The 21,858-nt window shown below is 71.9% G+C and carries 27 protein-coding genes; 10 read left to right on the forward strand and 17 right to left on the reverse strand.

Features of this window, described 5'->3' with window-relative positions; all coding sequences use genetic code 11:
* Nucleotides 1-49 precede the first annotated feature (49 nt).
* Complete coding sequence (locus OHS18_RS01215) at nt 50-550, reverse strand: MarR family winged helix-turn-helix transcriptional regulator (protein WP_328615567.1); 501 nt, start codon at nt 548-550, stop codon at nt 50-52.
* A gap of 72 nt (nt 551-622) precedes the next feature.
* On the opposite strand from OHS18_RS01215, the gene OHS18_RS01220 reads away from it, so the two are divergent.
* From OHS18_RS01220 to OHS18_RS01245, 7 genes are all read left to right on the forward strand, one after another.
* On the forward strand, nt 623-1,489 hold the full coding sequence (locus OHS18_RS01220; protein ID WP_328615568.1) for a helix-turn-helix domain-containing protein: 867 nt from the start codon (nt 623-625) through the stop codon (nt 1,487-1,489).
* A gap of 150 nt (nt 1,490-1,639) precedes the next feature.
* Nucleotides 1,640-2,581, forward strand: a complete 942-nt coding sequence (locus OHS18_RS01225; protein ID WP_328615569.1) for an NADP-dependent oxidoreductase — start codon at nt 1,640-1,642, stop codon at nt 2,579-2,581.
* 187 nt (nt 2,582-2,768) lie between these two features.
* Nucleotides 2,769-3,458, forward strand: coding sequence for a M15 family metallopeptidase (locus OHS18_RS01230; protein WP_328615570.1), 690 nt, complete (start codon nt 2,769-2,771; stop codon nt 3,456-3,458).
* Between the two features lie 216 nt (nt 3,459-3,674).
* Nucleotides 3,675-3,983 (forward strand): alpha/beta hydrolase fold domain-containing protein, encoded by a 309-nt coding sequence (locus tag OHS18_RS48475; protein WP_442875329.1) that lies wholly within the window; start codon nt 3,675-3,677, stop codon nt 3,981-3,983.
* Nucleotides 3,880-4,251 (forward strand): hypothetical protein, encoded by a 372-nt coding sequence (locus OHS18_RS01235; protein WP_328615571.1) that lies wholly within the window; start codon nt 3,880-3,882, stop codon nt 4,249-4,251. Before OHS18_RS48475 ends, OHS18_RS01235 begins: the two co-directional genes overlap by 104 nt.
* A gap of 203 nt (nt 4,252-4,454) precedes the next feature.
* Nucleotides 4,455-6,587, forward strand: coding sequence for a DUF6351 family protein (locus OHS18_RS01240; protein ID WP_328615572.1), 2,133 nt, complete (start codon nt 4,455-4,457; stop codon nt 6,585-6,587).
* On the forward strand, nt 6,584-6,877 hold the full coding sequence (locus OHS18_RS01245; RefSeq protein WP_328615573.1) for a hypothetical protein: 294 nt from the start codon (nt 6,584-6,586) through the stop codon (nt 6,875-6,877). The genes OHS18_RS01240 and OHS18_RS01245 overlap by 4 nt, the downstream gene beginning before the upstream one ends.
* Here the strand turns inward: OHS18_RS01245 and OHS18_RS01250 are convergent.
* From OHS18_RS01250 to OHS18_RS01260, 3 genes are read right to left on the reverse strand one after another with little or no spacing between them, the layout of a single operon-like run.
* Nucleotides 6,844-7,539, reverse strand: coding sequence for a hypothetical protein (locus tag OHS18_RS01250; protein ID WP_328615574.1), 696 nt, complete (start codon nt 7,537-7,539; stop codon nt 6,844-6,846). The two genes, OHS18_RS01245 and OHS18_RS01250, sit on opposite strands and share 34 nt — an antisense overlap.
* A 30-nt stretch (nt 7,540-7,569) precedes the next feature.
* On the reverse strand, nt 7,570-8,478 hold the full coding sequence (locus OHS18_RS01255; RefSeq protein WP_328615575.1) for an SDR family NAD(P)-dependent oxidoreductase: 909 nt from the start codon (nt 8,476-8,478) through the stop codon (nt 7,570-7,572).
* Nucleotides 8,475-9,092 (reverse strand): NAD(P)-dependent oxidoreductase, encoded by a 618-nt coding sequence (locus OHS18_RS01260; protein ID WP_328615576.1) that lies wholly within the window; start codon nt 9,090-9,092, stop codon nt 8,475-8,477. The genes OHS18_RS01255 and OHS18_RS01260 overlap by 4 nt, the downstream gene beginning before the upstream one ends.
* Nucleotides 9,093-9,170: 78 nt before the next feature.
* Between OHS18_RS01260 and OHS18_RS01265 the strand changes: the two genes are divergently transcribed.
* Entirely contained in the window at nt 9,171-9,743 is a 573-nt protein-coding gene (locus OHS18_RS01265) for a TetR/AcrR family transcriptional regulator (protein WP_328615577.1), read from the forward strand.
* Between the two features lie 73 nt (nt 9,744-9,816).
* Here OHS18_RS01265 and OHS18_RS01270 read toward each other — a convergent pair whose 3' ends face one another.
* From OHS18_RS01270 to OHS18_RS01290, 5 genes are all read right to left on the reverse strand, one after another.
* Nucleotides 9,817-9,996 carry a zinc-binding dehydrogenase gene (locus OHS18_RS01270; protein ID WP_442875330.1) on the reverse strand — a complete coding sequence of 60 codons (180 nt, stop codon included), beginning with the start codon at nt 9,994-9,996 and terminating at the stop codon, nt 9,817-9,819.
* 66 nt (nt 9,997-10,062) lie between these two features.
* Nucleotides 10,063-10,512, reverse strand: coding sequence for a hypothetical protein (locus OHS18_RS01275; protein WP_328615578.1), 450 nt, complete (start codon nt 10,510-10,512; stop codon nt 10,063-10,065).
* 16 nt (nt 10,513-10,528) lie between these two features.
* Nucleotides 10,529-10,732 carry a hypothetical protein gene (locus OHS18_RS01280; RefSeq protein ID WP_328615579.1) on the reverse strand — a complete coding sequence of 68 codons (204 nt, stop codon included), beginning with the start codon at nt 10,730-10,732 and terminating at the stop codon, nt 10,529-10,531.
* A 44-nt stretch (nt 10,733-10,776) separates the two neighbouring features.
* Nucleotides 10,777-11,466 (reverse strand): response regulator transcription factor, encoded by a 690-nt coding sequence (locus OHS18_RS01285; RefSeq protein WP_328615580.1) that lies wholly within the window; start codon nt 11,464-11,466, stop codon nt 10,777-10,779.
* Between the two features lie 119 nt (nt 11,467-11,585).
* Entirely contained in the window at nt 11,586-12,290 is a 705-nt protein-coding gene (locus OHS18_RS01290; RefSeq protein ID WP_328456957.1) for a hypothetical protein, read from the reverse strand.
* A gap of 179 nt (nt 12,291-12,469) precedes the next feature.
* Here OHS18_RS01290 and OHS18_RS01295 point away from each other — a divergent pair, with 179 nt between their 5' ends.
* Nucleotides 12,470-13,675 (forward strand): glycosyltransferase, encoded by a 1,206-nt coding sequence (locus tag OHS18_RS01295; RefSeq protein ID WP_328615581.1) that lies wholly within the window; start codon nt 12,470-12,472, stop codon nt 13,673-13,675.
* 28 nt (nt 13,676-13,703) lie between these two features.
* Here the strand turns inward: OHS18_RS01295 and OHS18_RS01300 are convergent, their stop codons facing one another.
* The 7 genes from OHS18_RS01300 to OHS18_RS01330 form a co-directional block, all read right to left on the reverse strand.
* Entirely contained in the window at nt 13,704-15,548 is a 1,845-nt protein-coding gene (locus OHS18_RS01300; RefSeq protein ID WP_328618708.1) for a glycoside hydrolase family 5 protein, read from the reverse strand.
* Nucleotides 15,549-15,627: 79 nt separating this feature from the next.
* Nucleotides 15,628-16,362, reverse strand: coding sequence for a (R)-mandelonitrile lyase (locus tag OHS18_RS01305; protein WP_328615582.1), 735 nt, complete (start codon nt 16,360-16,362; stop codon nt 15,628-15,630).
* 16 nt (nt 16,363-16,378) lie between these two features.
* On the reverse strand, nt 16,379-16,942 hold the full coding sequence (locus tag OHS18_RS01310; RefSeq protein ID WP_328615583.1) for a TetR/AcrR family transcriptional regulator: 564 nt from the start codon (nt 16,940-16,942) through the stop codon (nt 16,379-16,381).
* Nucleotides 16,943-17,541: 599 nt separating this feature from the next.
* Nucleotides 17,542-18,117: a PadR family transcriptional regulator gene (locus tag OHS18_RS01315; RefSeq protein ID WP_328615584.1), complete on the reverse strand. Its 576-nt coding sequence runs from the start codon at nt 18,115-18,117 to the stop codon at nt 17,542-17,544.
* Between the two features lie 39 nt (nt 18,118-18,156).
* A complete protein-coding gene (locus OHS18_RS01320; protein ID WP_328615585.1) occupies nt 18,157-18,549 on the reverse strand; it encodes a nuclear transport factor 2 family protein in 393 nt (130 codons plus the stop codon).
* 499 nt (nt 18,550-19,048) lie between these two features.
* On the reverse strand, nt 19,049-19,351 hold the full coding sequence (locus tag OHS18_RS01325) for a hypothetical protein (protein ID WP_328456944.1): 303 nt from the start codon (nt 19,349-19,351) through the stop codon (nt 19,049-19,051).
* A gap of 110 nt (nt 19,352-19,461) precedes the next feature.
* Nucleotides 19,462-20,370: an SDR family NAD(P)-dependent oxidoreductase gene (locus tag OHS18_RS01330; RefSeq protein WP_328615586.1), complete on the reverse strand. Its 909-nt coding sequence runs from the start codon at nt 20,368-20,370 to the stop codon at nt 19,462-19,464.
* Nucleotides 20,371-20,503: 133 nt separating this feature from the next.
* Here OHS18_RS01330 and OHS18_RS01335 point away from each other — a divergent pair, with 133 nt between their 5' ends.
* Nucleotides 20,504-21,169 (forward strand): TetR/AcrR family transcriptional regulator, encoded by a 666-nt coding sequence (locus OHS18_RS01335; RefSeq protein WP_328456940.1) that lies wholly within the window; start codon nt 20,504-20,506, stop codon nt 21,167-21,169.
* Nucleotides 21,170-21,173: 4 nt separating this feature from the next.
* Here the strand turns inward: OHS18_RS01335 and OHS18_RS01340 are convergent, their stop codons facing one another.
* Complete coding sequence (locus tag OHS18_RS01340) at nt 21,174-21,758, reverse strand: TetR family transcriptional regulator (protein ID WP_328615587.1); 585 nt, start codon at nt 21,756-21,758, stop codon at nt 21,174-21,176.
* Nucleotides 21,759-21,858: the final 100 nt, after the last annotated feature.

Below are 21,858 nucleotides of genomic sequence, written 5' to 3' on the forward strand. Positions count from 1 at the left end.
CCGTCAGCTCCCCTCGATCGTCGGGGAATCAAGGTACCGAGGCGCGTCCTCAGCCCTTCGTGCGGCGGCGGGGTGCCGCCGAGCGAGGGGGCGTCGAGCGCATGTGGTCTCGCACCGGCGCCAGCAGGCCGGCGAGGGTTGCGACGTCGTCGCGGGAGAGCGGTTCGAAGAGCAGGCCGCCGACCACCTCGACGTGCCCGGGCAGCACCTCGGCGAGCCGCGCGCGCCCGGCGTCGGTGATGGTGACCGTGGTGCTGCGCTCGTCGTCCGGGGAGGGGGCGCGCACGACCAGGCCCGCCTTTTCGAGCAGGCCCGCCTGGTAGGTCAGGCCGCTGCGGCTGTAGACGACGCCGTCGGCCAGGTCGGTCATGCGGTGGCTGCCCGTCGGCGCGTCCCCGAGCCGGGCCAGCAGCTGGAACTGCACGTAGCTGAGGTCGCCGGCTTCGCGCAGCTGCTGCTCGACCGCGTGCCGCAGCAGGCTGGTCACCTCGATGAGGTCGAAGTAGGCGCCCAGCTGCACGGGATCGAGCGACGGTGGTGCGTCAGACATGACCGGAGTCTACTGCTTTGAATTCGAAGGGGTTCGGCGAAGGCGGCCGTCCCGCTGGTGCACACTGGCGCCATGTCGTTGTCCGAGCTGGGCGCCGCGGTCCGCTGGTTGCGCGAACACACCGAGCCCGCGGGCGCCGGGCTGCCGGCCGGCGTGCGGGGCACCGGACGCCGGGTCCGCGGACTGCGCCGGGAGGAGCTGGCCGAGCTCGCCGGGGTGTCGGCGGACTACATCCGGCGGCTGGAGCAGGGGCGGCGGCACCCGTCGGCCGGCGTGGTGAGCGCCATCGCCCGCGCGGTGCGGGCCGGTCGGGCGGACTACGAGCGGCTCTGCGCGCTCGCCGGGTACGCCGCGGTCGACGGGCAGGTGCCACGCGAGGCCGGGGCGGCGTCACTGCGGCTGCTGGAACGGTTCGCCGGCACCCCCGCGTTCCTGACCGACGCGGCGTGGAACGTCATCGCCGTCAACGGCGCCTGGAGGGCGCTGGGCGGCGGGACGCCGGCCGGGACCGCCCGGGACTGGAACGTCGCGTGGCGCACGTTCTGCGACGCGCGCGAGGAGATCGGCCGGAGCGAGGAGCACCAAGCCGGTTTCCGGGCCGCCCTGGCCGCCCGGCTGCGCGACACGCACCTGCGTTACCCGGCCGACGCGTCCCTCGCCGGACTCGTCGACGAGCTGCGGAGCGCCAGCCGTCGGTTCGACACACTGTGGCGCACGCCGGAAACGGTCTCCGCCTACGAAAACCGTGCCGTGTTCCGGCATCCGGACGGTGGCGGCATCGCCCTCGACGGCGCCCTGCTCGAGGTGCCCGGTGACGGCCTGATGGCGGTCGTCCTCACCGCGGCGCCGGGCTCGGCCGACGCGGCCCGGCTCGGCGAGGTCGTCCGCGCCTCCGGCGGGCCGGCCGTGGTCAAGGTGGGCCAAGCCGGCCCAGGCTGATCGCGCCCGTTGCCACGATCCTGAGGTCCGGGTGGATCAAGGAAGCCGGCGGTGACCGGTATCACTTGCTTCACATTCGAAGCAACAGTACTGTGCTGGGCAGTTGCTTCGAATTCGAAGCGAATGGGCTCGACGAAGGTGAGAACTCCGATGAAGGCAGTGCGTTTCCACGAGTACGGCGCCCCGGACGTCCTGCGCTACGAGGACGTGGACCAGCCGGTTCCCGGAGCCGGGCAGGTCCGGATCCGCGTCGCCGCGACGTCGTTCAACTCCGTCGACGGCAACATCCGCGGCGGCTTCATGCGCGGCCCCATCCCGGTGGAGCTGCCGCACACTCCGGGCCTCGACGTCGCCGGCACGGTCGACGCGCTCGGCGCCGGCGTGGCGGGTGTCGAGGTCGGCGCCGACGTCATCGGGTTCCTGCCGATGGACGGCGACGGCGCGGCCGCCGAGTACGTCCTCGCACCGGCCGACGTCCTGACGCCGGCGCCCAAGAGCGTCCCGCTGGCCGACGCGGCCGCGCTGCCGGTGGTCGCGCTGACCGCGTGGCAAGCGCTGTTCGACCACGGCAAGCTGCGGTCCGGGCAGCGGGTGCTGATCAACGGCGCCGGCGGCGCGGTCGGGGGATACGCGGTGCAGCTGGCCAAGGGAGCCGGCGCCCACGTGATCGCCACGGCGAGCCCGCGCAGCGGCGACGCGGTCAAATCGGCCGGTGCCGACGAAGTCGTCGACCACACCACGACCGGGGTGACCGCGGCGGTGACCGAGCCGGTCGACGTCGTGCTCAACCTCGCACCGGTCGAGCCGGCGGAGCTGGCCGCGCTGGTCACCCTGGTCCGGCCGGGCGGGGTCGTGGTGAACACGACGGTGTGGATGCCCGCTCCCGCCGACGAGGAACGCGGGGTGCGCGGCATCGACCTGTTCGTCCGCAGCGACGCCGGACAGCTGGCGAAGCTCGTGGCGCTGATCGACGACGGCGAGCTGCGCGTCGACGTCGCCGAGCGGGTCCCGCTGTCCGAGCTGCCGGCGCTGCACGCACGGGCCGCCGAGAACGCGGTGCACGGCAAGGTCGTCGTCCGGGTCTCCGCCTGACGTCCGCGCGGATCCGGCGGGTGCCGTGTCTACTGTGGACGCCCGCCGGTGCGACGTCCGCCCTTCGCACCAGCACGGCTGACCGGGTGGTCCGCGCGTCACGGTAAGCGGATGCGCCCGAGGTTGCCCGGATGTGGCGAATCCGACTCCGGCTAAGCCGAACCACGCGGTGAAGTGTGTCGGCGTCATGAAACTGAGAACCAGGGTATTCGCTGTCCTTACGCTCGCGCTGTCGGTGGTCTTGGCCGGTGTGACGCCGGCGCCGGCGGCCACGATTCAGACTGTGGAAGCCGCCGCGCCGGCGGCGAGTGGTCTTCCGCCTTATGTCGCGTTGATCAGGCCGGTGTCGGCGCAGCGGCTGGGGTCGAGCTGGCACGAGGGTTGTCCGGTCGGGCCCGATCAGTTGCGGCTGGTGAGTGTGAACTTCGTCGGTTTCGACGGGGCGGTGCACCGGGGTGAGCTGGTGGTCAACGCCGATCGGGCGGTGGAGGTGGCGTACACCTTCGCTGATCTGTATCGGGGTCGGTTCCCGATCGAGCGGATGGAGACGGTGGAGAAGTACGGCTCGGACGATGACGCGTCGATGGCGGCGAACAACACCTCGGCGTTCAACTGCCGGGCGATCACCGGTGGTACGGCGTGGTCGAATCACTCGTACGGTCGGGCGATCGATGTGAACACGGTGCAGAACCCGTACATCTCCGGTAGTGGTGCGGTGTATCCGCCCAACGGCGCGCCCTATGTGGACCGCACGCTCACTGCGCCGGGGATGATCCACGCGGGTGACGCCACGGAGCGGGCGTTCACTTCTCGTGGTTGGACGTGGGGTGGTTCCTGGGACACCCCGATCGACTACCAGCACTTCGAGAAGCCCTGACGCCTGAGCATCGACGTCCGGACGTCTGCCGCGCTCGCGCCGGACGTCCGGACGCCATGGCCACAGTGGACAGTCTTCGCGAAACTTCACGCGAGGCGGTGATCACCTTTCCGGGCAAGGCACAACGACCGCCGCCGGTCGACCACGATCGGCAGCGCTTGATCGTCACTTGGGGGAGTTCGCGGCCGGCCGGAGATCCGTGAACGCCCGGTCGAGATGCGTGCGGAGTACCGGCTGGGTCCCGAGACCCGGGCTCCCGGCGCCGCCGAAGACGGTTACCTCGCCTACACCCACCTCGCCGGCCATGCTGCCGAGCTCCGGATCGGGCCGGCCGGGGCCAGCAGTGGCGGGGCACCGGCCGCCGCGCTCATGGGCGCGACCGGCGGGCGCCGCAGCCGACTCGCTGTCCCTGCTCCACCCGATGCCGGACGACCGGCTCGAGACGCCGTCGTGCTTCGAGAGCAGCGCCGAAGTCGTCCGCACCCGCGAGGACATCGGCCTGGCTGGGGCCGCGGTCCTGGGTGACCGGTCCGGCACCGGCGACGTGCACCTCCTACGCCGCGCCCGGACGGCCACCGGCCTGCCGACCCTTTGTCGCGGTTGCCCGGTTCGATGTGCCGCACGACGATGTAGCGGCTTCGCGAACCGGCTGCCCGCCGCCGGCGTGCCGGTCGACCTGCACCTCTACGCTCGCGCGTTCCACGCTTGGGACCGCTTCGCGGCCACCTCCGCGCTCGCCCGCTCGTCCGAGCTGACCTGGCGCGACTACCTGCGCCGCCGCCTGCACGCCTGACCCGGCCCGGCGGACGCGGACGCACCTCGGCCGTGCCCGAGGATCCGGCGTTTCGGTTCTTCCGCAACGGATGCGGCCCGGAACCGGCTGTTGTTCCGGCCAGGCCGCAGGTGCTATACCGGCAGCTGCCCGGTGTCGCGATGACGCGATGCCACAAGCGAGCGGAGTGTCTGGTGGCCGACCGTCCTTTACGCTCATCCATCGTGGTCGCGGCCCTGACCGCGCCCGTCCTCTTGCTGGGGACCGCGACCGCGGTGGCCGCTCCCGGCACGCCGGCTGGGCGGCAGCTGACGATCGAGACGGTGTCGAACCCGCGGCCCGCGCTCGTCAGCGGGGGACAGGTGCTGGTCAGGGTGGTCCCACCGGGGAGAACGCCGGCCGGCCAGGTCAGAGTCAGCGACAACGGCCGCGACGTCACGTCCAGCTTCCGCGCCCAGCCGGACGGCAGCCTGCTCGGCCTGGTGACCGGCCTGCGCAACGGCGCCAACGACCTGAGCGCCCGGGCCGGCGGGCACGGCGCGGACCAGCGGGCGACCCTGCGCGTCACCAACCACCCGATCACCGGGCCGGTCTTCTCCGGCTCGCAGCAGCACCCGTTCTACTGCGAGACCCAGGCGTTCGGCCTGCCCGCCGCGTCGCAGCCGTTGTGCAGCGCGCCGACCCAGGTGAGCTACCAGTACAAGAACACCGCCGGGGCGTTCACGCCGCTGACGGACCCGGCGGCCCGGCCCGCGGACCTCGCGACGGCCACGGTCAACGGGCACCCGGTGCCGTACGTGGTGCGCGTCGAACGAGGCACGATCGACCGCGCCGTCTACGAGATGGCGGCGCTCTACGACGGCGCGCCGTCGCCCGTCGCGCCGGACCAGAGCTGGAACGGGAAGCTGGTCTACACCTTCGGTGGCGGCTGCAACGCGGGCTACCACCAGGGCAACTCGACCGGCGGGGTCGTCAACGACCTGTTCCTGGCGCAGGGCTACGCGGTGACGTCGTCGAGCCTGAACGTGCTCGACAACAACTGCAGCCCGATCATCTCGGCCGAAGCGGCGATGATGGTCAAGGAACACTTCGTCGAGACCTACGGCCCGGTCGCCCACACGATCGGCTGGGGTGGCTCGGGCGGGGCGATCCAGCAGTACGACATCGCCGAGAACTACCCCGGCATCGTCGACGGCATCATCCCGGGCGTTTCGTTCCCGGACCCGCTGAGCACCGGCGGCCCGGTGTCGGACTGCCGTCTGCTGGACCGGTACTTCGCCGGGCCGGGCGCGTCGTTCACCGCGGCGCAGAAGCAGGCCGTCGCGGGCTTCGCCAGCTATGACACCTGCGTCTCCTGGGACCAGACCTTCGCCAGCCGCGCCACCGCGACCGGCAGCTGCAACGCGGCCATCCCGGTCCCGGCGCGGTGGGATCCGGTGACCAACCCGCGCGGGGTGAAGTGCAACTCGAACGAGCAGCTGGCCAACCAGCTCGGGCGGGACCCGAAGACCGGGTTCGTGCGCAGCCCGCTGGACACCACCGGCGTGCAGTACGGCCTGTCCGCGCTGAAGGCCGGGACGATCACCGCGGCGCAGTTCGTCGACCTCAACGCCGCCATCGGCGGCCTCGACTACACCGGAAAGCCCGTGGCACAACGGATCGCGGCCGACCCGAAGGCGCTCGAAACGGTGTACGCCGACGACCTCGTGAACTCGGCGTCGCAGGGCTTGCGGGTGACGCCGATCATCGACCAGCGGACCGATCTCGACCTCGCCGGGTTCGGCAACGACATTCACACCACCGAGTGGTCTTATGTGATGCGGCAACGGCTTCTGCGGGCCAACGGCACCGCGGGCAACCAGGTCATCATCGAAAACCACGCCACCGCGGCCGAAGCCGCGGCCGCCAGTGTCTACGAGCTCGACGCGATGGACCGCTGGCTGACCGCGATCGACGCCGACGGTTCCCACCGGAGCCTCCAGCAGAAGGTGCTGGCGAACCGGCCGGGCGACCTCGGCGACGGCTGTTACCTCTCGGCCGCGTCGCGGATCACCGAGAAGCTGACGTACCCGGCGAGCGGCCGGTGTGGCGCGCAGTACCCGGTGGCGGCCAACACCCGGCTGGTGGCGGGGGAGAGCCTGTCCCTCGACGTGCTGAAGTGCCGCCTCCGGCCGCTGGACTTCCGCGACTACCCGGTCGCCTTCACCGCCGCGGAGCGGACTCGCCTGCGAGCGGCGTTCCCCGGCGGCGTGTGCGACTACGGCCGGCCGGGCGTCGGGCAGCGTGCCCCGATCGGAACCTGGCTCAGTTACGGCGACGAACGGACCGGCACCACCCCGCCGACGAAGCTGCGGTGACCGGAGGCCGTCGGCTCGGTGACCCCGGCGCTCACCTGCCCGTGGTCACCCTGCTGGAGGCGATCGACACCGCCGGGAAGGCCAACGCGATCTTCTTCCCGAAGCAGCCGGGAAATGTCAGCCGGATTCGTGCGGCTGTACCGGCGGGACTGGTCACCGGAGCCGGCGACGCCGAGTCCGACGCCGCCTTCGACCGCATCGACCTCGACGGCAGCCTCACGGTGGACGAGCTCGTCGTGGCCGTGCGCGAGTCCCGCTACGGGCGGCTGGACGTCCCGCTGCCCGGCTGACCGGAGAGCGGGTAGCCGGTCGCGGCGACGTGCTCCGCGACGGCCGCCAGGGTGGTGGCGGGGTTGAGCGCGGTCACGACGTCCGCGGTCAGTGGCCGCCCGGCGTAGAAGTGGCGCACCGCGTCGAGGTCGATCGGCCTTTCGTAGTAGTCCCGCGCCCACTCCCGGAACGCCTCGGCGGTGCCGTCGGTCAGCAGGGCGAACAGCCAGCCGGCCCCGTCGTCACCCCGGTCGGGGAAGGTGATGTCGCCGTGCCGCCAGGCGGTGTCGCCGTGCTCGCGCCACAAGCACACGGTGACATACGGCGTGCCGAACTCGTCGGAGAACGCCGGTTCCGCCACCCACTCCCGGAACACTCCGGGCACGGCGTCGAGCACCCCGGGCCACGGCTCGTCGTCGTCGGTGGCGTAGGGGCTCATCGGCGACTCGTGGTCGAAACCACGCACGTACGCGCCCGCGGCCGTGAACACGACGGAGTATTCGTTGCCGGCGCCGTCCCGCTTGGACGCCAGCTCCGCACCGGGCGCCCAAGCGGTGTCGTAGAGGTGGTACCGGTCTTGGCTGTCCGGGCTCAGCACGACGTCCAGCGCGGCCAGGGCACGGCACAGCGCGCGCAGGTCCGGGACGGCGGGCAGGCGACGGGCGAGGTCGTACACGGTCACACCGACATCCAAGCAGGCGGCCCGAACAGGTCAGCCGGCGAAGTGGGTCCGGCTCAGCGCGAGGAGTCTCCGCTGGGTGGTGGGGTCGTGGGAGACCGGGGGAGTGCTCGATTCCGTGTCACGGCTGAAGTAGCGGCCGGTGACGCCGGCCAGGGCGGGGTCGGTCGCGATGCGTGTCGCGCTTTGCGCTCCTTCGGCGGGGGTGAGCAGACTGCGGCGGATCAGCGTGCGCAAGGGACGCAGCAGCGGGGGCACGAGGTCGTCGATGATGTCGGTGGCGACGATCCCCGGGTGCAGGGCGTTGACGGTCACGCCGTCGGCGGCGAGGTCGCGGGCGAGCGCGTAGCCGGCGGTGACGGTCATGAGCTTGGCGCGTGCGTAGGCCTCGAAGGGCGCGAACCCGGTGGCGGGATTGAGTTCCGCGAGGTCGCCGACGCCGGCCAGGTCGAGGGTCGCCGGCCGTGGCTTGCCGGGGAGCTTGATCTGCCGGGTGTCGTTGAGGGTGTCGCTGGCGACGTTCACCACCCGGGCCCGGCCGCGTCGCAGCGGTCCGTCCAGCAGGGTGGTGAGGCCGTAGGCGGCGAGGTAGTCGAGGGCGATGTGCATCTCGACGCCGTCGGCCGAGACGCGGTGTTCGGCGAAGTGCGCGCCGGCGTTGTTGACGAGGAGGTGGATCCGGTCGTGCCGGTCCAGGACGGTGTTCGCCGCGGTCACGACGTCCGCGCGCCGGGACAGGTCCCCGGGGATGACCTCGAGCCGGTTTGCCGCCGGTGAGCCGATGCGTGCGCGAAAGGCGTCCGCGCGAGCGGGATCGCGGGCGACGGTGATCACGTGCGCGCCGGCGTGGACGAGGTCGGCGGCGATGATCCGGCCCATGCCGCCGGTCGCGCCGGTGACGACAGCGACTTTCCCGGTCAGGTCGGGGAGGGCGGGGGTCACCGGGTGATCCGCGGGTAGGCGTGGGTGTACTGCGGGGTTTCGGCCTCGTCGACCAGGAACGCGGCGAGATCGGCGCGGCCGATCGCACTCCACAGCCGGATGCGCAGGTCGGTGCCGGCCCGGTACTTCCCGATCCCGTCGTGGTCCGAAAGCTTCGGCGGCCGCACGATCGTCCAGTCCAGGCCGGAAGTGGTGATGAGCGGCTCCATCGTTTCCTTGTCGCGCATGCGGTCGGCGACATTCGCCCACACCGCCACCGAGTACAACGACTTGTCGTGCGTCTCCAGCACACCGTGCGCGCTGACGGCGATCAGCCGGGCCACCCCGGCCGCCTTCATCGCGGTGACCGCGGAGCGGATGCCCTCGGTGCACACCGTCGTCGGCCCGTTGCCGGCCCCGCCCAGCGCGCTGATCACCACGCTCGTGCCCGGCAGGACACGCGTGAGGGCCGGGACGTCGGTGACCTCGGGCCAGATCACTTCGTCCAGCCCCTCGCGCGGCGCGAAAGTTCCCGCCCGGCGGACCGGCGCGATCACGTGGTGCCCGCGCTCAAGCGCCGTGGACACCACGTGACGTCCGGTGGCACCGGTCGCTCCGAGGACCGCCACGGTCATCTGTGATACAGGATGTCTCATACCGACATGATGCACACTCGTCATGCTGCGAGTCAAGTTGTCTCATAGGATCGGTTCGTGACCAGCGAGACAGATCCCCGATCCGTGCGAAGCCGCGAAGCGATCTTGAACGCCGCCCGTGAGCTGCTGCTGGAAAGCGGCCCGACCGCGGTGACGCACGTGCTGGTCGCCGACCGCGCGGGAGTGGGCCGCGCGACCGTCTACCGCCACTGGCCCCAGGCCGAACCGCTCCTCCTCGAGGTCATGGCCACCGTCCCGATGCCGTTCCTCGACAAGGCCACCGTTCCCACCCGGGAGTGGCTGCGACGGGAGCTGACCGCGATCGCCCGCCAGCTCGAGCTCGACGACGTCCGCGCCGTGTCCACGACCCTGGCCAACACCGCCCTGTGGGACGAGAACATGGACGCCCGCCGCGCGCAGTTCGCCGGCATCCTCGCCGACCGGCTCGCGGCCGCCCTCGACGAAGCCCAGGCGCGCGGCGAAGTGACCCTCACACTCACCAGCCGCAACGCCGCCGCGATGGCCATCGGGCCGATGTACTACCGCAGCACCATCGAGCGCGCGCCGATCGACTCCGCCCTCATCGACGCCGTCGTCGCCGCCCTGGGCACCTGGTCCACCGACCGGTGAGTTCGCGGAACCCGGACAAGAGGGACAGTGGTGCCGAACGCCGCTTCCGCCGCACACCCGACGCACGGCCTGGCTAGAGGTCGATGACGACCTTGCCGTGCACGTGCCGGCCGGCCTGCAGCTCGGCCGCGCGGCGGATCTGCCCGATCGGGAAGCTCGCCGCGATCGGCACCCGGAGCCGGCCCGCCGCGACCAGGTGGGCGATCTCTTCCAGGGCGCCGGGAGCGCCGTTGGCCCCCGACACGATCAGCACGGTGTCGTCCGGGCTGGACCTACCGATGGACGGCCTCCGGACCGCCGCCCGCCCTGCCCGAGGCCGTCAGCGGGTGGGCCAGCCGAGTTCGGTCAGCTGGTTCCCGGCCTTGCCCACGGGCCAGAAGGTCACCTTGTCCAACCGGCCCGACGCGGTCCGGAACTTGAAGCCGCGGCTGAACGGCCCACGCGCCCGGCGCAGGCCGGTCACCTCGGCACGGGCGATCCGGATCGGCATCAGGACCTGGACACGCAGCTCGATCTGGTTCCGGCTGACCAGCAAGCTGGCGAACGGCCACGTCACGTTGATGCCGTTGACCCAGGCCCCGCCCCGCAGGACGAGGTCGTAGTCCTCGTCCCGCAACGCGGTGATCCGGCGCGCGTACTCCGGGGCCGGCGGCGGGACCTGGCCGAGACCCCCGGTCTTCTCCCGCCGCCGGACCCCGACGAACACGGTCGTCGCCACAAGAGCGCAGATCGCCAGCAGGACGATCCCCGATCCCGCTTGAGAGCTCATCGACGTCCCTCCCGCATCACCGGCGAAGTATCCCAGCCCTGGCGAAGTCGTCCAGCCCGGCGCGGCCTCCCGCCACGGCTTCGAGTCCTCGCCACGACTGCTCGAACAAGGCGCCGAACGACGTCGACGCGGTGTAGCCGAAGCCGTCGACGGCGTCGTCCTCCTGCAGTCTCGACGCCGTGAAGCCCATCACCGCGGTCGCCGTCGTCGTGACCAGCACGACCGCGGCCGTCACCTTCGCCCGCAGTCCGAAGGACGGCCGCCTCACCGGTCCACCAGCCGGTAACCGAGCCCGCGGACCGTCTTCAGCACCACGGGGTTCGCCGCGTCGTCCTCGATCTTGGCCCGCAGCCGCGCGACCGCCGCGTCCACGATCCGCGAGTCGCCGACGTAACCGTAGTCCCAGACCCGTTTCAGCAGGACCTGCCGGCTCAGCACCTGGTTGGGATGGTCGGCGAACTCGACGAGGAGGCGGATCTCGGTCGCGGTGAGCGCCAGTTCGACGCCGTCGCGGGTCACGCTCATCGCGCCCGCGTCGATCTCCAGGCGCCCGATGCGCAGCAGGCCCGCCGACGGCCCGTGCGCGGTGACGGCGCGCCGCCCGATCGCCTTGATCCGCGCGTCGAGCACCCGCGGCTCGGCCGGTTTGACCACGTAGTCGTCGGCGCCGCATTCCAGGCCGGCGACGACGTCGATCGGGTCGCCGCGCGCGGTCAGCAGGACCAGCGGCAGGCGGCTGCGGGCGCGGATGCGGCGGCAGACCTCGAAGCCGTCCATGCCGGGCAGCATCACGTCGAGCAGCACGAACTCGAGTTCGAGCTGGTCGGTGAACAGGGCCTCCAGCGCCCGTTCGCCGGTCGGCGCGACGACGACGTCGTGCCCGAGCGCCTTCAACGCGAGCGCGAGCGCTTCGGCCAGGGCGGCGTCGTCTTCGACGAGCAGGATGCGCGACATGGTTCCCCCGAGATCGAACTGCCCGCCGATCGTAAAGGCGCTCTGTCGCCTTCGCCCGGAGCCGCGGCGGAACCGTCGCGAACGCGTGCGGTTTCGTCACACTGGCCGGCGCCCGGCCGTCAGCCGGCGGCGGTGTTGTAGTTGACGATGCGCTCCACCATGAGCGCCACCGCGCCGGGCAAGGGGCTCTCCGCGCCCTTGCGCACCACCGCGGGCAGCCGGTGCGCCTCGGCCGCGGTCACCGCCACCATGCCCCAGCACGCGTTGAAGGGCGCGGGATCCGCCGGCTTTTCGGCGGCCGCCTCGACCGTCCGGTCGTGGCCCCGCTCGGCCACGGTCAGCGCGCCCATCTGCCGCAGCGTGTCGGGATCCTGTTCTTCGACGGCGACCACGCTCCACCCCGTCTCCTCGGTCCGGCGCACCGCGGAGAGGAGGACGCCCGCGCTGCCCGCGCCGGTGACAACGATGTCGGGAAGCACGAGGACCACCGGCCCCTGCGTCATCGGCAAGGCGGACCGGATCGCGCCGTCGAGCCCCGGTTCCAACGACTCGTCCTGGTAGAGGAAGACGATCTGGAAAGTCTCGGCGTAGCGCGCGAGGTAGCTCACCGTGTCGAGTTTGTGGGTCCGGAACACGACGACCAGCCGCACGTTCAGACCGCTCGCGGCCAGTTCGACCGCGGCCTCCAGGCTGCGGTCCAGCACCGTTACGCCGGGAGCAAGGCAGTGCAGCTCTTTCGAGTACGGCGCACCGAAACGCGTCCCGAATCCGGCGCAGGGCAGGATGATCGAAACGTCGGGGGCAGGGACGGACGAACTGGGCATCGGGTGGTCCTCGGGTTGGGCCGACGTTCGGGAACCAGGCGCGCTGACGTTTCACCGTAGTCAGTCAGGACGGGCTCCCGGCGCGGGGGAGCGTTGATCGGCGGAGGCGGCATGGCCCGTACCCCGGGGACTTCGCTACGTTGCGGTGGTCCGGGTGACCGACCGAAAGAGGACGCGGAATGCGGGTGCTGTTGTCGACGTACGGGACGCGGGGCGACGTCGAACCACTGGTGGCCCTCGCGGTGCGCCTGCAGGACCTCGGCGTGGACGTGCGGATGTGCGCCCCGCCGGACGAGGAGTTCGCGGCGCGGCTGGCCGGCGCCGGGATCCGGCTGATGCCGGTCGGGCCGCCCGTGCGGGCGTTGATGCGCGGGAGCACCCCGCCGTCGGCCGCGGACCTGGCCCGGTACCGGACCGAGCTGGTCGACGCGCAGTTCGACGTCCTGCCCGGCGCGGCCGACGGGTGTGCCGCGCTGGTGGTGGCCGGCCTGGCGCAGGTCGCCGCACGGTCGGTGGCCGAGGCCGCGGGCATCCGCTACGTGTACGCGAGCTATTCGGCGGTCAACCTGCCCTCGCCCCACCACGCGCCGCCGCCGCGGCCGGGCTGGCCGGAACCGGGGACGGGCGACAACCGGACGCGGTGGGAGCTGGACGCCGAGCACGTGAACGCGCAGTTCCGCGAGACCCTCAACGGCCACCGGGCCCGGCTCGGCCTGCCGCCGGTCGACGACGTCCGCGGCCACGTCTACTCCGACCGGCCGTGGCTGGCGGCGGACCCGGTTCTGGGGCCGTGGCGGGAGATCCCGGGACTCGACGTGGTCCAGACCGGTGCCTGGACCCTGCCGGACGAACGTCCGCTCCCGGCGGACCTGGTGCGCTTCCTCGAAGCGGGCGCGCCGCCGGTCTACGTCGGCTTCGGCAGTATCGTCCCGGCACCGGACATCGCCGCCAACGCCGTCGAGGCGATCCGCGCGCGAGGTCACCGCGTGCTCGTTTCCCGCGGCTGGGCGGACCTGGACCTGGTCGACGACCGAGGCGACGGCTTCGCCATCGGCGAAGTCAACCACCAGCGCCTCTTCGGCGAAGTGGCCGCCGTGATCCACCACGGCGGCGCGGGCACGACGATGACAGCCGCCCGGGCCGGCGTGCCGCAAGTGGTGGTACCGCTGCGGCTGGCGGACAACCCGTACTGGGCCGGCCAGGTGGCGGACCTGGGCCTCGGCGTGACCCTCGACGGCCCGGCCGCGACCGTCCGGTCCTTGGGCGCCGCGTTCACGACGGCGCTGGCGCCCGAGACCCGGGCGCGCGCGACGGCACTGGCCGCCCGGCTCCGCACGGACGGCGCGGAGGTGGCCGCGCGCCGGCTGTACGACACCCTCCGGTGAGCGGGCACGTTTTGCCACCGTGGTGGCCTCAGGACCGGCAGAGCAGTGCGTCCGGGGTCCGGTTGGAGCCGATGCGGCCGGTGTAGGCGACGCCGGCGACGTACTCGCCCGGTGCGCACTGGCCCTTGTAGCTCCCCGACGCGAAGTCGCCGCCCGGGTCGCCGGACGGGCGGTTGTCGCCGCGGTCGAACCAGACCGTGCGGCCGGTGCGGCCCAGCGGCGTCGCGGACCTGCCGCACAGCACGGCCGAGACCGCGGCGCCCGTCACGCTGTAGCCGACCACCGCGTGGTCGGCCGGGCACTGCAGCTTGGTGTAGCCGGACGCCCAGTCCGTGTCCACAAAGGACTCGTCGCGGGCCACGACGTACCCGGCCGGAACCGGCAGGCTGCCCGTGCACAGGCCGCGGTTGCCGGTGTGGGCGAGACCCGCGAGGCGCTGGCCGTCGGGGCAGGCACCCTTGCGCGCGCCGGAATTCCAGTCCGGCAGCGCGCGGACCGAACGGGACTCCTGGAAATCGCCGTAGTCGAGGTCGAGCATCGACCAGTGGTCGGCCTGCGGGATCTGCCCGGTGCGCGACGGCGCGTTCACCAGCCGCTGCCACGCCGGGCCGCGCCAGTCCCGGCCGTCGAGGACGTCGATGCGGTTCCCGGCGGCGTCCCAGGCGAGCAGCGACCAGCCGTCACCCGTGCCGCCGGTCTGGAAGCCGACCGCGGGCCAGTAGGCGAAGTCCGTGTCGGTCTCGGCGAGGTAGTCCACGAAGTTCTCGAAGAACGTGCGGGACGCCGGGTCGGTCGTGTTGCGGCCCTCGCCGAACTCGCTGATCCACAGCGGCGCGGTGTAGTGCTTGCCGGTGTCCTGCTCGACGAAGAACGCCTGCCGGTACAGGGTGTCGCGCAGTTCCTGGGGCGAGAGGTCGCGGTAGCGCGGGTCGTGCGTCTCGCCGATGCCGGTCGCGCCGGAGTGGTTCGGCCCGGTGTAGCCGTAGAAGTGCGCCGAGTAGACCAGTTTCCCGGAGTCCACGAGCGTGTGCGACAGCGTCCGGGCGGGCTCCAGCGTGGGACGGCCGTGCGCGAAACCGTCGATCGGCAGGCCGGTCCAGTTGATGCCCTCGACGATCATCAGCAGATCCGGGTTCGCCTCGGTCAGGATGCGGTCGGCCACCTGCTGGCTCGCGCGCTGCCAGTCCTTGTCGTTGCCCCAGCCCCAGTTGGGGTCGTCGAAGGTGTTGCGGCGGACCTCGTTGTACAGGTCGGCGCCGACCACCCGCTTGTTCGCCGCGTAGCGCCGCGCCATGAACAGCCAGTCGTCCTGCCACTGCCGCTCGGACTGCGCGGTGTTCCAGCGCTCGTTGCCGTCGAGACCGCAGCACCAGCGCGAGGTCGTGGTGTGGTTGTTGAGGATCACCGCGAACCCGCGCGCGGTCAGCCGCTCGACGACGCGGTCGTAGACCTGCAGCGGCGTCTTGCCGCGCAGGTCCGGGTTGGCCGGCAGGTCGGGGACCGGTGTCGTGTCGTGGATCATCGCGTTGGAGAACTGCAGCCGGACGCTGTTGAGGCCCAGGCCCGCCAGCCCGTCGATCACGGTGTCGATCGACGCGCGGTCCAGCCCGAGCGGCGTCTGGTAGGCGATCTCGCCGGCGTGGTGGTCGGCCGGGTCGTCGATGGCGCCGGACCCGGTCCACGTGCCGCTCGCGCCGTGCCAGTTGGCGGCTTTCAGCTTGAACCGGTTGCCCGCCGCGTCGACGATGTAGCGGCCGCGGGTGCTGAGCGGCCCGGCCCAAGGCGCCGGATCCGCGTGGGCGGGAGCCGGCGCCAGGACGGGGATCGGAGCGACGACGCCGGCGGTCAGCAGCGTGGTGAGCAGGACATCCATGATCCTCACGCGCGGAGGTTAACGGGTGTCTCGACCGGTTGTATACCGGCAGCCGGGTGCGGGCCCGCCGTTCGTCGGGTCAGCTGTCGAGCGGGGTCAGGCTGGGGGTTTCGCCCGGCCCCACGGGGAAGCAGGCCAGGAACGTGACGCCGTCCTCCCGCGCGTCGAAGCGGGCGATGCGGGTCGCCTCCGGCTCGTAGAAGACGTCCCCCGGGGTGAGCACCGACTCCGGCTCGCCTTCGATCTGGTAGACGGCGGAGCCGGTTTCGATGCTGCCGAAGACGGGTCCATTGTGGACGTGCAGCCCGGCGCCGAAGTCCGGCGCGATGGTGATGCGGCGCAGCTCGACGTAGTCGACCACCCGGGGTTCCGGGAGGCGCTGCTCCAGCACCAGCGTGCGCGTGACGGGTTCGGCGGGCGCGGCCGCGGGCCCGGCGGCGCTCACCGGTTCGGCGAACTCCGCGGTGGTCCCGTCTTCGGGGAGTTCCTCGATGGCCAGGTGCGTCATCGAAGTGGTGTCGGTGGCGCCGTGCCAATGCCATTCGCCGGCGGCGACGCGGACCGTGTCCCCGGGCCGGATCAGCTGCGCCGGGCCGCCGCGGAGCTGGACGTAGCCGGTGCCCTCGGTGACGACGAGGACCTGGCCGAGCGGGTGCCGGTGCCAGCGCGTGCGCGCGCCGGGGGCGAACTGCACGCGGTCGACCCGAGTGCGCGACGGCCCTTCGGGGACGGCGAGGGTGGTGACCCAGGCGCTGCCGGTGATCACATCGGCGGGCGCGGGGGTGGTGGCGGACGGAACGTGACGGACGTGCACGGGAACTCCCCGGGGTTCAGCGGGTGTGCGCGGCGAGCAGCGCGAGCACACCGGAAACGGCTTGGTCGAACGGTTCGGGCGCGGCGGCGGCGCGGGCCAGCACGTACCCGCCCTGCAGCACGGCGACGACGGTGGCGGCGAGCGCGGCGGTGTCCAGCTCGGCGGGCAGTTCGTGCGCCGCCCGGCCTTCGTCGAGGACAGCGGCGAGTTTTGCCTGCAGGAGCGTCAGGGTTTCGTCGACCGGAGCCCGCAGCTCCGGGTCGGCGACGATGTCGGGATCCTGCGTGAGCCGCCCGATGGGGCAGCCTCGCAGCACTTCGCGTTCACGACGCAGGTAAGCGGTGACGCGCTCGACGGCGCTCCCGGGCGCACGCAGCTGCGCATCGGCGGCGGCGAGCAGCTCGCCGGCACTGCGCCGCACGGCGGCGAGCGCGAGTTCCCGCTTGCCGGCGAAGTGGTGGTACATGCTGCCCTGCCCGGCACCCGCCCGCTGCTGGATGGCCTTGGGGCTCGTGCCCACGTAACCCCGCTCCCACAACAGTTCGCGGGTGCTGTCGATCAGCTGGTCTCTCGTCCCCATGGACCGAGACTGTACATACTAGTAGGTACAGAATCAACATCGCCGTTCCGGACCGGATTCGCCGGACGCCGTGTTCGGCCGCTCCGCGTGGAGGCCGGAACGGCGAAAGTGTCGGCTGTCGGCGACAAGACGGTCGGCGGTGAACAGCCAACTCGGCGATGGGAAGGGCCAACTCGGTAACCGGAGCGGTCAACACGGGGACCGGAGCGGTCAAAACGGTGGCCTGAGCGACTGAAACGGTGGGCAGAAGGGCCAACTCGGCAACCGGAGTGGTCAACACGTTGGCCGGAGCGGCCAACACGTTGGCTGGAAGGGCCAACATGGCGGAAGTGGGGACAATTCGGTGATGGGGAAGGGTTAGCCCGGCGATCGGAGCGGTCGGCACGGCGGACGGAAGGGCCGGAGCGGCGCCGCTGTGGCCGGACTTGTCGGTGCTGCCCGGTAGCGTGGAAACGGGGGGCGCCCCGGCGGGCAGGTGCCGAATTCCACGCGAGCTGAGCGGCGGCGTGGCGTCGTGCGTGCCTGCTGGGCCGCGGCGTCACGCCTGGTGCAGTGTCACCGAGGTCGCCGCGGCCGCGCCGCGGGCAGCGCGAACGCGGTCAGGACTCCGTCGGTTGCCGAACCGGCGCGCGGAGGTCCAGTGTCCGGAGGGCTTGCCGGCACCAGCGGGCGTTCTCCCGCTCGAACGACAGGCCGCGCATCAGCGTGAGGTACGGGCCGATCCGCTCGGCCTCCGCCAGGTAGTCGTCTTCGAAGCGGCCGTCCAGCAGGCGCGCGCGGAGCTTCTCGTAGCGGGCGATCTTCGCCTCCGCGGCCGTCGCCCGCTCCTCGAGCGCCGTGCGGACAGCGGGTTCGTCACCTGCGTCGACTGCCTGGACCTGCACCATCAGCTCGTCGCGGATCACGCCGGGGCGCGGCGGGCCGGACGTGAACGCGCGCAACGCTTCGAGGCCGGCTTCGGTGAGCGAGAACAGCCGCTTGTCCGGCCGCCGTTCCTGGTGGACGATCCGGGCTCGCACCAGGCCGTCGGCCGCCATCCGGTCCAGTTCCCGGTAGAGCTGCTGCGGGGTGGCCATCCAGAAGTTCGCCACGGACGCGTCGAACACCTTCGCGAGGTCGTAGCCCGACGCCTCCCCTTCGAGCAGCGCGGCCATCAGCGCGTTGCGCAGTGCCACCCCGGAACCTCTTCCGTCATAGTCAACGAAGTGATTAGGTCAAGCTTCCGTGGCCTCGCGCTGGATCTGCTCGAACTGCGCGGCCATCGCAGCCGACAGGGCCTGGGCGGCCGACAGCGGGCGCACCATCACCGTGAACTCGTCGATCAGGCCGTTGTCGTCCAGGTGCAGGAAGTCGCAGCCCTCGACCCGGGTGTCGCCGATCCGGGCTTCGAAGACGAGCGCGTGGTCCTTTCCTTCGCCGCCGTCGAGTTCGCGCACGTACCGGAAGTCCTCGAACACCCGGAGCACGCCGCGCAGGATCGCGGCGGTGATCGCCTTGCCGGGGTACGGCCGGAACGCCACCGGGCTCCGGAACACCACGTTCTCCGCCAGCGCGGCCGCCATGGCCTCCGGATCGCGTGCCTCGACGGCCTTGCGGAAGCTGCTCATACGGCACCTCGGGTAGTCAATTAGTTGAGTATCCGAGAGTCTAGCCGATGGTCGGCGACGCGCGGAGTCCGACGGCGGGGAACGCGGAGAACCGCACCGCGATTTCCCGCGTGCCCGGTGCGGGACGGCGGTTCTGGTGGCGGTGGGACGCGAGCAGCTCCCGGTACGTGGCCTCCAGCTCCCCGCGGCTCCGTCACCCGGACCGCCGCCCACTGCGCCAACGCCGAGAGCGGACCGGTCGCCGAGGTCGGCTCGTCCGCGGACGCGGGGAGCCCGCAGCAATCGCCGGTGGTCCGGTCGAACCCGGCCCAGGCCGTCCGCCACCGCCCGGTGTCGCACCGGTCGGGTTGTGTCTGCGAGGCGGACCGTCCAGGGGAGCGGGCAGACCGCCGCAACGCGGAACACCGGCACCGGTCGCCGGACCAGCACCCGAAGCCGGAGACCCCCGGCACCACCGGCGTGCGGGAATTCCCTTACGCAGCCAGGGAGAGGGCCGCCGTCAGAGGGTGCCGCTGACCGTGTCCGCGTCCCGCTCCGACTCGGTCGTCCACAGCCAGGCGTCGTGCAACGCCGCGATGAGCCGCTCGTCGTCCTCGTCGCTGGGCTCGTCGCCCATCGGCAGCCAGGTCTCCTCGGGCGGCGCGCCGTCGCTCTCGCGGCGGAGCACGATCCCGGGGTACTCGAACTGCTCCCCGGCACCCGGCGCTCCGGCGGGATCGACGGGTTCGACGGCCTCCTGGTCGAGACTGACATGACGAGGCTGGGCGGCTACATCGACCCGCCTAGCACGACGTTCGGTCATCGGCACCCCAGCCTTCCCGCGCGATACTGGACAGTCGCTGCGGCGGCGGGACTCGTTACAGCCGTGAGGGTAGAAATACCCTCGTGCGAGATGAATTCACCGGGTAGGGGTCACCCGACGGGGTACTCGACGGCCGTGAGTTCCTCCGAAACCTCCCACAGACGACGCTGAAGCGCCAGGTCGTGGGACTGCGGGCTGGAGGAGACGACCTCCGGGTGCCCGCGGTAACCGCCCAGGCCGTCGGGGCCGTAGTACTGGCCGCCGAGCGCGCCGGGGTCGGTGGCGGCGCGCAGGATCGGCAGCGCGCCGCGCGCGGAGTCCTGGGTGAACAGGGGCGCGACCGCGGAGAAGACCCCGCGGAGGGCGGCGGGGGAGTTGCGCATCAGCTCGGTGCGGGCCACGCCGGGGTGGGCGGCGAGGGCGACCGTGGTGCCGTGCGGCGCGAGCCGGCGCTGCAGCTCGTACCCGAACATCAGGTTGGCGAGCTTGGACTGGCCGTAGGCCGCGACGCGGTCGTAGGAGTTCTCCCACTGCAGGTCGTCGAAGTGGATCGCGGCGCGGAGGCGGTGGGCGATGCTGGCGACCGCCACGACCCGAGAACCGGGCACCGGCAGCAGGAGGTCGAGCAGCAGGCCGGTGAACGCGAAGTGCCCGAGGTGGTTCGTGCCGAACTGCAGCTCGAAGCCTTCGCGAGTGGTCTGCCGCGGCGGGTACATCACGCCGGCGTTGTTGATCAGCAGGTCGATCTTCGGCAACGCCGTGTGCAGCTCGGCCGCGGCGGTGCGCACCGACTCCAGTGACGCCAGGTCCAGCTCCTGCACGGTGACGTCGGCGCCGGCACCGAAGCGGGCCGCCGCCTGCTTGCCCTTCTCGACGTCGCGCACGGCCAGCACCACCGACGCGCCGCGCTCGGCGAGCACCTGGGCGGTCTCGAAGCCGAGTCCGGTGTTGGCGCCGGTCACGACGGCCACGCGGCCCGTCTGGTCCGGGACGTCGCGGGCGGTCCAGTGTTCGGTCATGGCGGTCGCTCCTTCGGGGCAGGTCCTTGCGGACCGGCGGTCTGTTATGCCGTCGACGTTAAGGAACCGTCGGTCTATTGTCAAGAGACTGCCGGTCTTTAACTCCGGGTGCAAGGCGGTTACCCTGTGTCGCATGACGTTCCAGCGGGCGCGCAGCGCGGAGCAGCGGGAGGAACGGCGCCGCAAGATCCTCGACACGGCGCTGGTGATGCTCGACGAGATGCCGGTGGCCGAGGTGAGCCTCAACGAGCTCAGCCGCCGCGTCGGGCTGGCCAAGTCGAACGTGCTGAGGTACTTCGAATCCCGCGAGGCTGTGCTGTTCGAGCTGCTGGACCAAGCGCTGGGGGACTGGCTGCCCGACGTGGCGGCCGAGCTGGCCGGCGGCGTCGATCCCGGCCTGTCCGTGCGGGAGCGCGGCGACCGGCTGGCGGCGATCGTGGCGAGATCACTGGCCGAGCGCACTGTGCTGTGTGACCTCATCAGCGCGCAGGCCGGCGTCCTGGAGCACAACGTCTCCGTCGACGTCGTCGTGCGCTACAAGCGATCCGCGCTCGCCGGTCTCGACGCCATGGTCGAGCTCTTCGACCGGCACGTGCCGGAAGTCGGGGCCGCGGCGAAGCAGGTGTGCCTGCTGGCCATGATCCTGGCCGGCGGCCTCTCGACGCATTGCCGGCCCTCGGCCAGCACGCTCGCCGCGTACGCGACGGACCCGGCGCTCGCCGAGCTGCAAGTGGACCTGGCCGCCTCGCTGGAGCACGGCCTCGCCCTGCTGATCTCGGGGGCCGTGGCGCGGAGTTAGCCGCTCAGCCCGCCGGTGCCGGGCTGCCGCTGGTCAACGTGCGCAGCTCGGCGAGCACGTCGTCGGCGATATCGGCGAGCGGCCGGTCCTCGCCGTCGCGAATCCACTGGGTGAACGCGATCCCGAACACCGCCGTGACCGTCTGCGCGGCCAGGGAGGCCGCCGGGTCGCCGACGCCCCGCGCGCGGAAGGCGCCGGCGAGCGTGGTGGCGAGCGTGGCCATCTTGTGCAGTTCGCGTTCCTGCAGCGCGGGGTTCCGGTCGATCACGGACTGCCGGGTGCGGGAGTGCGGGCGGCGCTCGTCCGGGAAGAAGGCCGACGCGGTCTCCAGCGCGCAGGCGACGACCTCGATCGCGGACGCGTCCGGCGGCGCGGTCTCCATGCCGGCGAGGAACGCCTGCGCGAAGCGTTCCTGGCCGTGGAAGAGGGCTTCGCGCTTGTCGCTGAAGTGCCGGAAGAAGGTGCGCTCGGTCAGGCCGACGGACTGGGCGATCTCCGCCGCCGTCGTCTCTTCGAACCCGCGGGTGGCGAACAGCTCGAGCGCGGCCCGCTGCAGCCGCTCCGGGGTCCCCGGTTCCCAACGCACCATGCCGTCGAGTCTAGGTGATGACAGCGACTGACTTCGAGAGTACGTTGATGTCAGTTACCGACGTCAGTCGCTGACATAGGGTTTGACCACAGGGAGTTCA

The sequence above is a fragment of the Amycolatopsis sp. NBC_00355 genome (assembly GCF_036104975.1).
In the GTDB taxonomy this organism is placed as follows: domain Bacteria; phylum Actinomycetota; class Actinomycetes; order Mycobacteriales; family Pseudonocardiaceae; genus Amycolatopsis.

Coding starts and splice junctions, on each gene's coding strand:
- OHS18_RS01325 (WP_328456944.1), bottom strand. CDS start 19,351: ATGACCGAACGTCGTGCTAGGCGGGTCGATGTAGCCGCCCAGCCTCGT.
- OHS18_RS01230 (WP_328615570.1), top strand. CDS start 2,769: ATGAAACTGAGAACCAGGGTATTCGCTGTCCTTACGCTCGCGCTGTCG.
- OHS18_RS01275 (WP_328615578.1), bottom strand. CDS start 10,512: ATGAGCTCTCAAGCGGGATCGGGGATCGTCCTGCTGGCGATCTGCGCT.
- OHS18_RS48475 (WP_442875329.1), top strand. CDS start 3,675: ATGCGTGCGGAGTACCGGCTGGGTCCCGAGACCCGGGCTCCCGGCGCC.
- OHS18_RS01260 (WP_328615576.1), bottom strand. CDS start 9,092: ATGACCGTGGCGGTCCTCGGAGCGACCGGTGCCACCGGACGTCACGTG.
- OHS18_RS01235 (WP_328615571.1), top strand. CDS start 3,880: ATGCCGGACGACCGGCTCGAGACGCCGTCGTGCTTCGAGAGCAGCGCC.
- OHS18_RS01295 (WP_328615581.1), top strand. CDS start 12,470: ATGCGGGTGCTGTTGTCGACGTACGGGACGCGGGGCGACGTCGAACCA.
- OHS18_RS01225 (WP_328615569.1), top strand. CDS start 1,640: ATGAAGGCAGTGCGTTTCCACGAGTACGGCGCCCCGGACGTCCTGCGC.
- OHS18_RS01220 (WP_328615568.1), top strand. CDS start 623: ATGTCGTTGTCCGAGCTGGGCGCCGCGGTCCGCTGGTTGCGCGAACAC.
- OHS18_RS01285 (WP_328615580.1), bottom strand. CDS start 11,466: ATGTCGCGCATCCTGCTCGTCGAAGACGACGCCGCCCTGGCCGAAGCG.
- OHS18_RS01335 (WP_328456940.1), top strand. CDS start 20,504: ATGACGTTCCAGCGGGCGCGCAGCGCGGAGCAGCGGGAGGAACGGCGC.
- OHS18_RS01340 (WP_328615587.1), bottom strand. CDS start 21,758: ATGGTGCGTTGGGAACCGGGGACCCCGGAGCGGCTGCAGCGGGCCGCG.
- OHS18_RS01300 (WP_328618708.1), bottom strand. CDS start 15,548: ATGGATGTCCTGCTCACCACGCTGCTGACCGCCGGCGTCGTCGCTCCG.
- OHS18_RS01330 (WP_328615586.1), bottom strand. CDS start 20,370: ATGACCGAACACTGGACCGCCCGCGACGTCCCGGACCAGACGGGCCGC.
- OHS18_RS01215 (WP_328615567.1), bottom strand. CDS start 550: ATGTCTGACGCACCACCGTCGCTCGATCCCGTGCAGCTGGGCGCCTAC.
- OHS18_RS01320 (WP_328615585.1), bottom strand. CDS start 18,549: ATGAGCAGCTTCCGCAAGGCCGTCGAGGCACGCGATCCGGAGGCCATG.
- OHS18_RS01290 (WP_328456957.1), bottom strand. CDS start 12,290: ATGCCCAGTTCGTCCGTCCCTGCCCCCGACGTTTCGATCATCCTGCCC.
- OHS18_RS01310 (WP_328615583.1), bottom strand. CDS start 16,942: ATGGGGACGAGAGACCAGCTGATCGACAGCACCCGCGAACTGTTGTGG.